Source organism: Nocardia barduliensis, assembly GCF_013315795.1.
Lineage (GTDB): Bacteria > Actinomycetota > Actinomycetes > Mycobacteriales > Mycobacteriaceae > Nocardia > Nocardia barduliensis.
Map to the genome: position 1 here is coordinate 1 of NZ_JABLTE010000033.1, position 13,037 is coordinate 13,037.

Here is a 13,037-nt window from a genome sequence, read left to right on the forward strand (position 1 = left end):
GGGCGGGACGCGAAGTGCCCGAGCGCGCTTCCTGCTCCGCGGCGCTCGGAGTTCCCACCGCACCGGGCGTGCCCAGCCTGGACGGCGTGCCCGCCGGCCCACCGTCGAACGACGTGGGGGTGACGGTGGCGGGTGTGGTCGGCAGCGGGGTGCCGGACAGGAAGGCTGGAGCAGGGGTGGATGTCTGCGTCCTCGTGGTGGACGCGGGCGTGGTGGCCGTCGGGTCCTGACTCTGCGCGACAGCCTGCGGCGTAGTCGTTCCCGGAGTGTTCTCGCCGGTCGATTGTGGCTGGTCGTCCGGGTTGCCTTCCTCCGCCGCGCCGCTGGGGGCGGCGGTGTCCTCGGAAGAGGGCTTCTCGCCGGACGAGGACGTGTCGGCGGAAGCGGACGAGGCGGAAGAGGCTGTGGTGGAAGAGGTCGTGTCGGCGGGACTAGCGCCGTCCACCGGCGGTGAACCGGCGTTCGCGCCTGCTGCCGTGCCGGTGCCGGGCTCGAGACCCGTGGGTGTCGCGGCGGCGGGGGCGACCGGGCGCGGCAGCGTGGGGATGGCCGGCGCCGTCGCCCCATACGGCTGGATGTACTGGGTGTTCATCTCGTCGCGGGCCTGCTCCTCGCGCGAGTTGCGCTGTTCGGGATCGGCCGGGCTGCCCGAAGTGTCCACCAGGTCGGGCACCGACATCTTGAACTTGGTGGCCGCGTCCGCCGCCGCCGACAGCGGCACGCTCTGCGCGCCGAGCGCCTCGCCGAATTCGCCCATCCGCTCCGCGTAATCCCGCACGCCGCGGACCGCGCTGTCGGCCGCCGCGCCCTCCCACCGCTGTTCCACGGCCTTCTTGATCGCGGACTCGAACTGCTGCCCCGCGTTCGTGACCGCCGCCGCGATGGCCGACCACGCGGCGAGCGCGCTGTCGAGTCCGGCCGGATTCATCGCGTCGGCCGCCTGTTTGATCTCCGCGTGCGAAAAACTCTGCGCGTTCTCCGGATTGGTGATCGCGCGGCCGTCGGTCTGTCTCATGATCGTTCCCCCGGTGTTCAGCTGCCCGTCGGCAGCAGTGGTGCGACTGCTCGGGCGATGTCTGTGGCGTTGTCACACGGCGACAGTTTGCGTGGGTGCTTGCCGCTCGGGTCATCGACGAGGACGTACAGCGAGCCACCGCGCAATTCGACGTTTACTGTGCAACCACCAGGAACGTCGGGCCGAGCCTCGTACCGCAACGCATTCCGGTTACCGAGCGGGACACCTGTGGCCGAAGGAAATTTCTCCTTCACTTGATCGAGCGTCCCGTTGGTCGTTTGGATCGTGAAGCTGTACCCGGCTCGCGCGACATACCGGCAGCCCTTCCAGGTGATGCCGCCCATGCTGTTCTGCTTAGGAGCGGGTGGCAGCGCGTCCCACTCGTGTTCGGCCAAGAACTGCGGCGTCAGGGCGGTGCAGGGATCGAAGGATGTCTGCGAGCCGGGCCCGGCAGGGGAACTCACTGCGGCGCTCGAAGAATTCGATTGCGCCGCCGATGTAGCCGAATGGGATGACGTGGTCTCGTCGCCACATCCAGTGAGCAGTACTGCCAGCGCCGCCACTGCTGTGAAACCCGTCTTCGGCCGAACGAGCCGGTGCTCTCTGCCGCTCATACGCTCAGTTCCCGCATCTTGGCGGCGAACTCGGCATCAGTGCGCTGGTAGGTGTCGCAGATCGCCTTGAACATGGCTCGGATCTCCTCGGCGACGGAGATGTAGTCGCTCAGCGTGTCATAAGCGTTGTTCGGGCCGCCGAAGGCCTTCTCCCGGAACAGCCGGACCAGTTCGACCGCCGAGGAAAGGCGCGGATTGTCCTCGCCCAATCCCCACTGCGCCTTCTCACCGAGATCGCGAGCATCCGCGCGGGCACCGGTGAGCTGGTCGATCAACTCCTGGCACGCCTGGTCGATCTCGACGAAACCTTGCGGTTCCATCCGCACCTGCAATGCCCCGGTTTTCGCAGCCTCGATGTACCCGGGAAACGGGCTGTCCGCCATAGCCGCCCCTTCCGTCAGTGCCGTCTGACTCTATAGACGCGTCCCATCTCGCTTCGGTTCCATCGAAACACAGTCGATCGCACGGGGCCGCCCGGTCGCACGCCCGGGATCGGCGGTGCGGCCGTGACGAACTGGGACGTCTTGCCGGGCGCCGGAGGACGCGACGGGTCGGATTGTTGTCAAGGCGGGTGGCGGATGATCAGCGCGCATCGGCGGCGCCGACCAGGGCGGGGTAGTCCTTCAGATCGATGTCGTCGGCGGCGTGGTCGGCGTATTTCGTCATGAGCGTGAACAGCCGCGATTCGAGGAACCAGTCGCGCATTCTGATGCCGCGCGCGGTCTTCGGCGCGAGGAAGCGACCGGCGTTGCTGTTGCCCGCGATCTTCGCGTAGCGCTTCATGAGCTCGTCGTAGCGGGCGAAGGCCGCCGTGTGATCGCCGTCCGCCACGGCCAGCTCGCCCGCGATGACGTAGGCGCCGACCACGGCGAGCCCCGTGCCGAAGCCGCCCAGCGTATTCCCGTACGCGGAGTCGCCGACCAGGGCGACCCGGCCTTTGCTGTAGCCGTCCGGCATGCGGACCTGGCTGATCGAGTCCATGTAGAAATCGTCGAATCCGGCCAGCTCGGCGAGCATGCGCGGCACTTCCCAGCCGACCTCGGCGTAGGTCGCGGTGAGAATGCGCCGCTGCTGCGCGCTGTCGTCGCGGGCGTAGTCGAGTTCGGGGGAGGCGAACATGTACATCTGCTGCGCCTTCGGACCGCTGCTGATCGCCAGCCGCCCGGGAGCGTTGTGTGCGTAGGCGGTCGCCCGCTCGCGTGGTTCGGCCGGGTTGCCGCTCGCGCCCGCGACGGCGTAGTAGTAGCCGAGGTACTTCACGAAGTCGCGCTCGGGGCCGAAGGCCAGGCGGCGGACCCGCGAGTGGATGCCGTCCGCGCCGAAGACGAGGTCGAAGGTGCGTGCGGGCGCGTGCTCGAATTCGACGTGCACGCCGGCCGCCGTGTCGGTGAGCGCGGTGACCGAATCGCCGAACAGGTACTCGCAGCGCTCGGCGGTGCGCAGGTAGAGGATCTCGGACAGGTCGCCGCGCAGGATCTCGACGTCGCCTCCGGTGAACTCGCCCGGCATGAGCGCCCGCCGCGAGCCGTGCTCGTCCACGAAGACGGTGTCGGTGGTGCCCGTCCTGCGTTGCTCGACCTCGTCCAGGATGCCCATCCGCTCCAGCACGGTGCGGTGGGTGCGGCTCTTGAAGTCGATCGCCTGGCCGCCGGGGCGCAGCGCGGGAGCGCGCTCGACGACGGTGACCGCGAACCCGTACCGATGTAGCCAGTAGGCCAGTGCGGGCCCGGCGATGCCGGCTCCGGAGACGAGGACGGTGGTGTTGTGCATGGGGATCTCCTCTACATGAATCTGTGTCCGACGGAAACTGTATCCAAGGGACGCGGATTAGCGTATGGTAGACACAGTTTCGGGTCAAGACGTTCTCCGGAAGGATCTCGGGCATGCCGCCACCCACCACGCTCGAACTGCTCTGGGGCACCGGCCACCGCCCGAAGCGCGGTCCGAAACCCGCGCTGTCGGTGGAGCGGATCGTCGCGGAGGCGATCGCGCTGGCCGACGCCGAAGGGCTGGCCAACCTGTCCATGCAGCGGCTGGCCGAACGCCTCGGTTTCACCAAGATGTCGCTGTACCGCTACGTGCCGGGCAAGGCCGAACTGGTAGCGCTGATGCTGGACACCGCGCTCGGCGCGCCCCCGGAGATGGACGGCGGCGAGGGCGGGACGCAGGAGGCTTGGCGTGGGCGGCTGAGCATGTGGTGCGAGACGATCTACGAGCGCTTGCGCGCCCACCCCTGGTCGCTGGAGGTGTCGGTGGGGGTCCGGCCGGTCGGGCCGAACGAGATGGCCTGGATGGAGTCCGCGCTGGCGGCGCTGGCCGACACCGGGCTCACCACCGCCGAACGCCTGGACACCATCGTCCTGCTGATCGGGCACGCCCGCAGCCTGGTGCAGCAGGTGCGGGTGTCGGAGGCCGACGAGTTCGAGAAACAGATCGCCGGGCAGCTGGCCGAGATGGTGGCCGCCGCGGCCGATCGCTACCCGGCCACCGTCGCCGCGTTCGGCGAGCAGGGCGCGGTCGCGGGCGGGGAGGGCGCGCTGCGATTCGGCATCGGGCGCATTCTCGACGGACTGGCCGTGCTCATCGCGCGCCGCGGGTGACCGGCGCGGCCTACGCTCGGACCATGACCGACGAACCCGATCTGAGACAGGACTCGATCACCACCGTGCGGGAGTTCTTCGCCGCGCTGGAGCTGGGCGCCGCCGAGGAGGCGATCGACCTGCTGCACCCCGACATCGTCTGGAAGAACACCTCGCTGCCCGACCTGCGGGGCGTCCACCGGGTCGCGGGCGTGCTGCGCGGCCTGCGTCGCGACTGGCTCGGATTCGGCGTGGACCTGCACCACATCGCCGCAGACGGCGACATCGTGCTCACCGACCGCACCGACTACCTGCGCTTCGGGCCGGTGCGCGTCGGGTTCTGGGTGACCGGCACGTTCGAACTGCGCGACGGCCGAATCGTCCTGTGGCACGACCACTTCAGCTGGGAGAACGTCCTGCGCGGCACCGGAGCGGGCCTCTGGCGCGCGGCGCTGCGGCGGGGCTGACCCGGCTCAGGAATGCTGGGCCAGATAATCCAGGTAGACCGGCCGCAGCACCTCGGCGACCGCGCCGTCGCCCGCGTGGATGTAGTCGTCGAGCATGGGCAGCACGTATTTGATGTCCGCCTCGCTCTCGCCGACGTTGCCCGCCGCGGCTTCCGCGGCCGGAATCGAGGTGAGCAGCCGCCACAGGAACTTCACATCGCCGCGCCGCACGGCCAGCTTCATCGCCCGGTCGTGCAGTTCCTTCGACGACAGCTTCTCCAAATCCTCGTTACCGGACATACCAGCGACTCTAACCGTCGAATCGGGCGACAGCGACCGCGTGGCGAATCCTTTCCGTCGCGGAGAGCCGTGCTGCGATGACTGCTATGACACCGCAAACGTCGCGCGGCTTCCGCGTGAAGCGCGTCTACGACGCACCCGACCCGGACGACGGCACGCGAGTGCTGGTCGACCGGCTCTGGCCGAGGGGGATCACCAAAGCGCAAGCGCGGGTCGATCGCTGGCCCAGAGCGCTCACCCCGTCCACCGAGTTGCGCCGCTGGTTCCATGCCGACCGGGAGGCTCGCGGCCCGGAATTCGCCCGCCGTTACCGCGCGGAACTGGCGATGCCGGATGTTCGGCAAGATTTGCGGGAATTACGCGCGTTGGCCGCCGAAGGTCCGGTGACATTGCTCACCGCCGTACAGGATCCGGCGAACAGCCATGTTCCGGTGTTGCTCGACGTGCTGAGCTGAACCAGGGCGACGTGCGGGTTTACGACAAATTCACGGACACGCCTCCCGGTCTCCGAGCGCGGATGCCCCGGTCGACGGTAGCGTCGGGTGTGCGGGCCGCGGCGGTGTGGCTCGTACGGGAGGTCCTGACCGTGACTGAGCTACTCAGTACGAGGGGGCCGGTCCCCGGCCCTCGTGGCGCCTGACGGCAACGTCGGGTCCAGCAGGACGGACCGGTCCAGCGAGATCGTTCGTGCGACTGCCGCACGAACACAGAGGAGCCCACCGTGACTGCTGCACGCTCCGTTTCCGCTCCCTCGGCGAACTCCAGCTCCGCGAAAGGCGGAGCCGCCGCGAAGGGGGCCCGCCCCTCGCAATTACTCGGCAAAACCTTCGTCGTCGACACTTCCGTCCTGCTGTCGGATCCCTGGTCCTTCACGCGGTTCGGCGAACACGACGTGGTGTTACCACTGGTGGTAATCAGTGAACTCGAAGCCAAACGGCACCATCACGAGCTGGGCTGGTTCGCGCGGGAAGCCCTGCGCAACCTGGACGATCTGCGCCTGCAACACGGCAGGCTGGACCAGCAGGTGCCGATCGGCAACGAGGGCGGAACGTTGCAGGTGGAACTGAACCACACCGATCCCGCGGTCCTTCCGGTCGGCTTCCGCACCGACACCAACGACGCCCGAATCCTGGCCTGTGCGCTCAACCTCGCGGCCGAGGGCCGCGAAGTGGTGTTGGTGTCCAAGGACATTCCGCTGCGGGTCAAGGCCGGCGCGGTGGGTTTGCACGCCGACGGGTACCACGCCCAGGACGTGGTCACCTCCGGTTGGACCGGCATGGTGGAACTCGACGTCAGCACGGCGAGCATCGATCAGCTCTACGCCGAGTCGGTGATCGATCTGGACGAGGCGCGAGAGCTGCCCTGCCACACCGGCATCCGGTTGCTCGGCGCAGGCTCCAGCGCGCTCGGCCGGGTCACGCCGGACAAGCGGGTGCAGCTGGTGCGCGAGCGCGAGGCGTTCGGGCTGCACGGCCGGTCCGCCGAGCAGCGCATCGCGTTGGACCTGCTGCTGGACGAGAGCGTCGGCATCGTCTCGCTCGGCGGCCGCGCGGGCACGGGTAAGTCGGCGCTGGCGTTGACCGCGGGCCTGGAGGCGGTGCTGGAGCGGCGTACGCAGCGCAAAGTGGTGGTCTTCCGCCCGCTGTACGCGGTCGGCGGCCAGGAACTGGGCTACCTGCCCGGCACCGAGAGCGAGAAGATGGGCCCCTGGGCGCAGGCGGTCTTCGACACGCTCGACGGGCTGGCCAGCCGGGAGGTGATGGAGGAGGTGCTCAGCCGCGACATGCTGGAGGTGCTGCCGCTGACCCACATCCGCGGGCGGTCGCTGCACGACTCCTTCGTGATCGTGGACGAGGCTCAGTCGCTGGAGCGGAATGTGCTGCTCACGGTGCTCAGCCGCCTGGGTACCGGCTCGCGGGTGGTGCTCACCCACGATGTGGCCCAGCGCGACAATCTGCGTGTCGGCAGGCACGACGGCGTCGCGGCGGTGGTCGAGAAGCTCAAAGGCCATCCGCTTTTCGCGCACATCACGCTGACCCGTAGCGAGCGCTCGCCGATCGCGGCGCTGGTCACCGAGATGCTGGAGGAGTACGGCCCCAACGCCTGATCCCGGGGCACCGTCGGAGGTGTGTTTCACGGCACATCCGACGGGTAATATCCGCCGCGATAGCTGTTCGGTATGACCCGGTGACCGCCTCGGTCACCGGGTCATCGCCTGACAATCGGCCGAGGCTACGCGCGGCGTCACGGAGCCCGTGGTGTGTGCCGTTAGCCCACAGCGAGAGGATGGACATGCACCACTTCGCTCGACGAACGGCTGGAATCACCGCAGTACTCGCCGCGGCAGGGCTGGCGCTGGCCGGCTGTGGTGACGATGACGACTCCGATGTCGGCGCCACGATGACCGGCATGGTGACGACCATGATGACCACGCTCGCGCCCGGAACCACCACCACCGCGCCCGACAACGACGAGACGACCACCGAGAACCGTGCCACGGGCACCACGGGCCCGGCCGCCGAGGGGACCAGGATCGCCACCCCGGCAGGCGAGATCTCCGTGGACGGCGACATCTACGAGAAGTACGTGCAGCTCGGCGGCCCCACCGGCACGCTCGGCCTCCCGCTGGAAGCCGAGGAGAAGGGCCCGGAGGACGGCGAGTACCAGGACTTCGCCGGCGGCACGATCTACGAGGCCAAGGACGGTGAACCGCACGTCGTCTGGGGTGAGATCCGCAAGGCGTGGGAAGAGAACGGCGGCGCGCAGGGTGAGCTCGGCTACCCGGTCAGCGACGAGAAGGACATTCCCGGCGGGAAGCAGAGCGATTTCAGTGGCGGCACCATCACCTGGGTGGACGGTACTATCACCGTCACGCCGAAGTAGTAATCCTGGTATTTCGGCGTCCGGGACCGCTGCGCGGTCCCGGCTGCCCGCCCATTCCATCCATCCGCCCCCGCTTCGCGGGCCAAGCCGCTAGGTTATCTCGGTGCAAACTCTCCTGACCGATCGCGAATTGCTCGAATCGCTCGCGGTGGACGTAGAACTGCTGCTGCGCAAGCACGTGGATGTCGCCGACGGGTGGCAGCCGCACGACCTCGTGCCGTGGGACGACGGGCGCAACTTCGCCTTCCTCGGCGGCACCGACTGGGCGCCGGAGCAGTCCGAGCTCAGCGACACCGCCAAGCTGGCGTTGACCGTCTCCGTGCTGATCGCCGACAACTTGCCCTCGTATCACCGCGAGATCGGCAAGTACCTGCGCACCGGCGCCTGGTGGCGCTGGGTCGGCCGCTGGACGGCCGAGGAGAACCGCCACGAGATCACCATCCGCAACTACCTCATGGTCACCAGGGCCGTCGACCCGGTGGAACTGGAGCGGTTGCGGATGGAGCACATGACCAAGGGCTTCCGCCGCCCGGCGATGCACCTGCTCGACGTGCTGGCCAATTGCGCCTTCGAGGAGGCTGCCAGCGCGGTCCGGCATCGCAACATCGCGGCGCTCGGCGAGAACCCTCTGGTCACCGCTATCGCCGAGCGCATCGCACTGGACGACGAACTGCAGTCGGTCTTCTTCGCCGACCTGATCGCCGCCGCGCTCGACCTGGCGCCGGATCAGACGGTGCGGGCCATCGCCGACCGGGTCGCCGGTTTCGAGGTCCCGACGGTAACGCTGCCCGACGGCCGCAGCAGCGACGAGGTACTCGCCGAGGCGGGCGTCTACGACCGGGCCACGGAGGACGAGCTGGTCTTCGCGCCGTTGCTGCGGCGGTGGAACATCTTCACCCGCACCGATCTCGGCCCGGACGGTGTGCTGGCGCGCGACGAACTCGCGCGCCTGCGCGACTGACCCGCGGTCATCGGAACCGGACCGCGGTCGCGAGTCGTACCGGTCCAACGCCACCCCGGCAGCCGTACGGTTGCCGGGGTGGCGTTCGTTCGCGGTCTCGTCAGTCCTGTTCTTTCACCTTCGCCATGGCCAGCACGTCGAGGCGGCGGTCGAGTTCCGCCTCGGTCAGCTTCTCGTCCAGCAGGCCGCGGTCGATGACGGTCTGGCGAATCGTCTTCTTCTCCCGCAGCGCTTCCTTCGCGACGGCGGCCGCCTCCTCGTAGCCGATCACCGAGTTCAGGGGGGTCACGATCGAGGGGGAGGACTCGGCGAGCGTGCGCAGGTGCTCGACGTTGGCGACCAGGCCGCGCACGCACTTGTCGGCGAACAGGCGGGAGACGTTGGCCAGCAGGCGGATGGACTCCAGCAGGTTGCGGGCCATCACCGGGATGTACACGTTCAGTTCGAAAGCGCCGTTCGCCCCCGCGAAGGCGACCGCGGCGTCGTTGCCGATCACCTGGGCGCCGACCTGGGTGACCGCCTCGGGGAGTACCGGATTCACCTTGCCCGGCATGATCGAGCTGCCCGGCTGCAGATCCGGCAGCTGGATCTCGGCCAGACCGGTCAGTGGGCCCGAGCCCATCCAGCGAATGTCGTTGGCGATCTTGGTCAGGCTCACCGCGATCGTGCGGAGCGCGCCGGACGCCTCGACCAGGCCGTCACGCGCGGCCTGCGCCTCGAAGTGGTCCTCGGCCTCGCGCAACGCGTCGATGCCGGTGGCGCGCACCAATTCCGCGACGACCTTCGCGCCGAAGCCGTCCGGCGCGTTCAGACCGGTGCCGACCGCCGTTCCACCGATCGGCAGCTCGCCCAGCCGCGGCAGCGTCGCCATCACGCGGTCGATGCTCGCCGCCACCTGGCGGGTGTAGCCGCCGAACTCCTGACCCAGGGTGACCGGCACCGCGTCCATCAGGTGGGTACGCCCGGACTTGACCACGGTCCGCCATTCCGCCGCCTTGTCCAGCAGCGCCAGTCGCAGATGTTCCAGCGCGGGAACCAGATCCGTGATGACCGCCTCGGTGGCGGCCAGATGCGTCGCCGTCGGGAAGGTGTCGTTGGACGACTGCGACATGTTCACGTCGTCGTTCGGGTGGACGGTGACGCCCTTCGCCTTGGCCAGCGAGGCGATCACCTCGTTGGCGTTCATGTTCGAGCTGGTGCCGGAACCGGTTTGGAAGACGTCGATCGGGAACTGATCGTCGTGCTCGCCTTCGGCGATCTCGTTCGCCGCCGCGATGATGGCGTCGGCCTTGCCGGGATCGAGCAGACCCAGATCGCGGTTCACGGTGGCGCACGCGGCCTTCAGCAGGCCGAGCGCGCGGATCTGCGCGCGCTCCAGACCGCGGCCGCTGATCGGGAAGTTCTCCACGGCCCGCTGCGTCTGCGCCCGCCACAAAGCGTCCACCGGAACCCGAACCTCACCCATGGTGTCGTGCTCGATGCGGTACTGCTGCTCCTCGGTCATGTTTCCGACCCTATGCCGGTGACCGCCCCCATGGGGCAGCCACGCCTGAGGTCATTCGCACACCCCAGCGGCCCCGCACCGGGAATACGAAACCGCCCCGCGGGGATGTCCGCGCAACCCCGGAACCGTCGCCTTCCCCGGCCGTACAGGCGAAGAGGGCACGGTGAACTGCCGCGACGACCACGCGAGCCGCCACCCTGGCCCGACCCGAGCTCGTATTGCGCGGCGTGAAACCCCCTGTGCATGGCTGTGCACTACTCGGCCAGCAGTCATTGCCGTGAGCACTCAACAGCAGTTCGGCGCCCGACGGCGGGACCGGCCATCGTCCACTCACGGCCCGACTCGCGTCCGAGCGGCCGCGTCCACGACGGAATCGCCAGCGGTAGTCGCGAAGGCGAGTCCAAAGCGGCCGTAATCACCAGCGCGGAGGCACTGTCGAAGATGCGGCAGCGATATCGCACGCACAGAGGTGCCGCGGTGTCCACCCTGCGGCACCACTCGCCCCGGCTCCCGGCTCCCGATTTCGAGCGGAGCGAGACCGGGCATGCGAACACCCAGCGGCATAGGCGCTTGCAGAAGTTACAGCGGTGTCGCGTGCACCGAGGTGTCGGGTTTCTCGCCCTACGCGCCCAGCGCACCCCAACCACGTCTTTCGAGCGCAGCGAGACCGAGCATCCGCCGTTCGCGGCCCGGCTCGCGTTCGAGCGGCCACCGCGTCCGCGACGAAGTCGCCAGCGGTGGCCGCTCGAACGCGAGCCACAAGGGGGCCGCGAACACCCAGCGCCGCAGGCGCTGGAAAAAATTACGGCAGCGGCGGGACCGCGTGTTCGTCGCCGATGAAGTCGACCGAGGAGTATTCGCGCAGCTTGGTCAGGCGGTGGTAGGCGTCGATCATGCGGACGGTGCCGGACTTCGAGCGCATGACGATGGATTGGGTGGACGCGCCGCCGCCGTAGTAGCGCACGCCGCGTAGCAGGTCGCCGTCGGTGACGCCGGTGGCGCAGAAGAAGACGTTCTCACCGGAGACGAGGTCTTCGGTGGTGAGCACGCGGTCGAGGTCGTGGCCCGCGTCGATGGCCTTCTGCCGTTCTTCGTCGTCTTTCGGCGCGAGCATGCCCTGCAGCTCGCCGCCCATGCAGCGGATGGCGGCGGCGGCGATGATGCCCTCGGGCGTGCCGCCGATGCCGACGAGGATGTCGGTGCCGGACTCCGGGCGGGCCGCGGCGATCGCGCCCGCGACGTCGCCGTCGGAGATCAAGCGGATGCGGGCGCCCGCGTCGCGCACCTGCTGGATCAGTTCGGTGTGCCGGGGGCGGTCCAGGATGCAGACGGTGAGGTCGGACTTCGACAGGCTCTTGGCCTTGGCGACCCGGCGGATGTTCTCGCCGATCGGCGCCGCGATATCGATCACGTCGGCGGCGTCGGGGCCGACGGCGATCTTGTGCATGTAGAACACCGCGGAGGGGTCGAACATGGCGCCGCGCTCGGCGACCGCGAGTACCGAGATCGCGCCGGGCACGCCCTTGGACATCAGCGTGGTGCCGTCGATCGGGTCCACCGCGAAGTCCACTTCGGGTCCGGTGCCGTCGCCGACGGCCTCGCCGTTGTACAGCATGGGCGCCTCGTCCTTCTCGCCCTCGCCGATGACGACGGTGCCGCGCATGGACACCGAGCTGACCAGCTGCCGCATGGCGTCGACGGCGGCGCCGTCGCCCCCTTCCTTGTCGCCGCGTCCGACCCACCGGCCCGCGGCCATCGCCCCGGCCTCGGTCACGCGGACCAGCTCGAGTGCGAGGTTGCGGTCGGGCGCCTCGCGGCGGCTAGGTGTGGGGGAAGTTGCCGTCATTGCGGGGTGCCTCCTGTGCGTCGGTACGTACCGGTCGATTGTCTCATTCGATGTGGCACGGTCGTACACCCCTGCTCGGCGGTGTCGGGGTGCGCGGGGAAGCGTCGCCGCGCGAGTGGATACTGGGAGGGTGTCGTACCAAAAGCCACGCATCCTGAACGACTACCGGGATCTGTTCTGGTCGCTGATCCCGTTGGTGTTGATCGCGCTGGTTTTCGCGGGCCTGGCCAGTCAGTGCAGTTTCGCCGCCAACGGTCCGACGCAGGGGCAGATCCCGCATTTCGACGCGCGAGCGGCGCTCACCGCCGACGCGCGCTCGCTGCCGTTCCCGATCCGCAACCCGGACCTGCCCGCGGACTGGACGCCGAATTCCGGCAGCCGCGAGTCCATCGGCGGCACCGGCGGCGGACCGGTCAGCACGGTCGGCTACATCACGCCGCAGGGCACCTACATGCGCTTCACCCAGAGCAACGCCACCGAGGAGGCGCTGGCCCGGTTCGTGCTCGGGTCCCGGTATGCCAGCGGCACCGAGCAGGTCGGCGCGCAGAAGTGGATCGTCTACGCCGAGCAGGGCTCGGAGACGGCGTGGATCACCGATCTCGGGCAGTCCCGTGTGCTGATCACCGGCGCGGGGAACCAGGCGGCGTTCACCACGCTCGCCCAGGCGATCACCGCGGCGCAACCGCTGAAGCCCTGAGACGCGGCTTGCCTTCGGCCGCGCGCGACCGTTAGGTTTGCCGCGGTACGAGACACGTGCCGAACCGGATCTCGGAGGTCGATGAATATGGCTGCCGCCAGCTGTATTTCGCATGTCCTTCGCCGGTTCGCGCGCCACTGATTCTTCCGCGGACGCGTCGGCGCGAACCGGTCTATTTTTCGATGACCAGGA

At 68.8% G+C, this 13,037-nt stretch carries 14 protein-coding genes; 7 read left to right on the plus strand and 7 right to left on the minus strand.

Annotated features, from left to right (window positions below):
* From HOV91_RS16110 to HOV91_RS16125, 4 genes are all read right to left on the minus strand, one after another.
* On the minus strand, positions 1-1,015 hold a 1,015-nt coding region (locus tag HOV91_RS16110), incomplete at its 3' end, for a hypothetical protein (RefSeq protein WP_174186208.1).
* A 17-nt stretch (positions 1,016-1,032) separates the two neighbouring features.
* Positions 1,033-1,629, minus strand: coding sequence for a DUF3558 domain-containing protein (locus HOV91_RS16115; protein WP_174186209.1), 597 nt, complete (start codon positions 1,627-1,629; stop codon positions 1,033-1,035).
* Complete coding sequence (locus HOV91_RS16120; RefSeq protein WP_174186210.1) at positions 1,626-2,012, minus strand: hypothetical protein; 387 nt, start codon at positions 2,010-2,012, stop codon at positions 1,626-1,628. The genes HOV91_RS16115 and HOV91_RS16120 overlap by 4 nt, the downstream gene beginning before the upstream one ends.
* 199 nt (positions 2,013-2,211) lie before the next feature.
* Positions 2,212-3,399: an FAD-dependent monooxygenase gene (locus HOV91_RS16125; RefSeq protein WP_174186211.1), complete on the minus strand. Its 1,188-nt coding sequence runs from the start codon at positions 3,397-3,399 to the stop codon at positions 2,212-2,214.
* Positions 3,400-3,512: 113 nt separating this feature from the next.
* Here HOV91_RS16125 and HOV91_RS16130 point away from each other — a divergent pair, with 113 nt between their 5' ends.
* Positions 3,513-4,229, plus strand: coding sequence for a TetR/AcrR family transcriptional regulator (locus HOV91_RS16130; protein WP_174186212.1), 717 nt, complete (start codon positions 3,513-3,515; stop codon positions 4,227-4,229).
* A 23-nt stretch (positions 4,230-4,252) separates the two neighbouring features.
* Positions 4,253-4,675, plus strand: coding sequence for a limonene-1,2-epoxide hydrolase family protein (locus HOV91_RS16135; protein ID WP_174186213.1), 423 nt, complete (start codon positions 4,253-4,255; stop codon positions 4,673-4,675).
* A gap of 6 nt (positions 4,676-4,681) precedes the next feature.
* Here the strand turns inward: HOV91_RS16135 and HOV91_RS16140 are convergent, their stop codons facing one another.
* Entirely contained in the window at positions 4,682-4,954 is a 273-nt protein-coding gene (locus HOV91_RS16140; protein ID WP_174186214.1) for a hypothetical protein, read from the minus strand.
* Between the two features lie 86 nt (positions 4,955-5,040).
* Here HOV91_RS16140 and HOV91_RS16145 point away from each other — a divergent pair, with 86 nt between their 5' ends.
* The 4 genes from HOV91_RS16145 (at position 5,041) to HOV91_RS16160 (ending at position 8,798) form a co-directional block, all read left to right on the plus strand.
* Entirely contained in the window at positions 5,041-5,409 is a 369-nt protein-coding gene (locus HOV91_RS16145) for a DUF488 domain-containing protein (protein ID WP_174186215.1), read from the plus strand.
* Between the two features lie 266 nt (positions 5,410-5,675).
* Positions 5,676-7,061: an RNA 5'-3' helicase PhoH2 gene (phoH2, locus tag HOV91_RS16150; protein ID WP_174186216.1), complete on the plus strand. Its 1,386-nt coding sequence runs from the start codon at positions 5,676-5,678 to the stop codon at positions 7,059-7,061.
* Positions 7,062-7,246: 185 nt separating this feature from the next.
* Entirely contained in the window at positions 7,247-7,837 is a 591-nt protein-coding gene (locus HOV91_RS16155; RefSeq protein ID WP_174186217.1) for an LGFP repeat-containing protein, read from the plus strand.
* A 103-nt stretch (positions 7,838-7,940) separates the two neighbouring features.
* Positions 7,941-8,798, plus strand: coding sequence for an acyl-ACP desaturase (locus tag HOV91_RS16160; RefSeq protein ID WP_174186218.1), 858 nt, complete (start codon positions 7,941-7,943; stop codon positions 8,796-8,798).
* A 100-nt stretch (positions 8,799-8,898) separates the two neighbouring features.
* Here HOV91_RS16160 and HOV91_RS16165 read toward each other — a convergent pair whose 3' ends face one another.
* Positions 8,899-10,302 (minus strand): class II fumarate hydratase, encoded by a 1,404-nt coding sequence (locus HOV91_RS16165; protein WP_174186219.1) that lies wholly within the window; start codon positions 10,300-10,302, stop codon positions 8,899-8,901.
* A gap of 802 nt (positions 10,303-11,104) precedes the next feature.
* Positions 11,105-12,148: a class II fructose-bisphosphatase gene (gene glpX, locus HOV91_RS16170; protein ID WP_174186220.1), complete on the minus strand. Its 1,044-nt coding sequence runs from the start codon at positions 12,146-12,148 to the stop codon at positions 11,105-11,107.
* A 130-nt stretch (positions 12,149-12,278) separates the two neighbouring features.
* Here glpX and HOV91_RS16175 point away from each other — a divergent pair, with 130 nt between their 5' ends.
* Positions 12,279-12,845 carry a DUF4245 domain-containing protein gene (locus HOV91_RS16175; protein ID WP_174186221.1) on the plus strand — a complete coding sequence of 189 codons (567 nt, stop codon included), beginning with the start codon at positions 12,279-12,281 and terminating at the stop codon, positions 12,843-12,845.
* Positions 12,846-13,037: the final 192 nt, after the last annotated feature.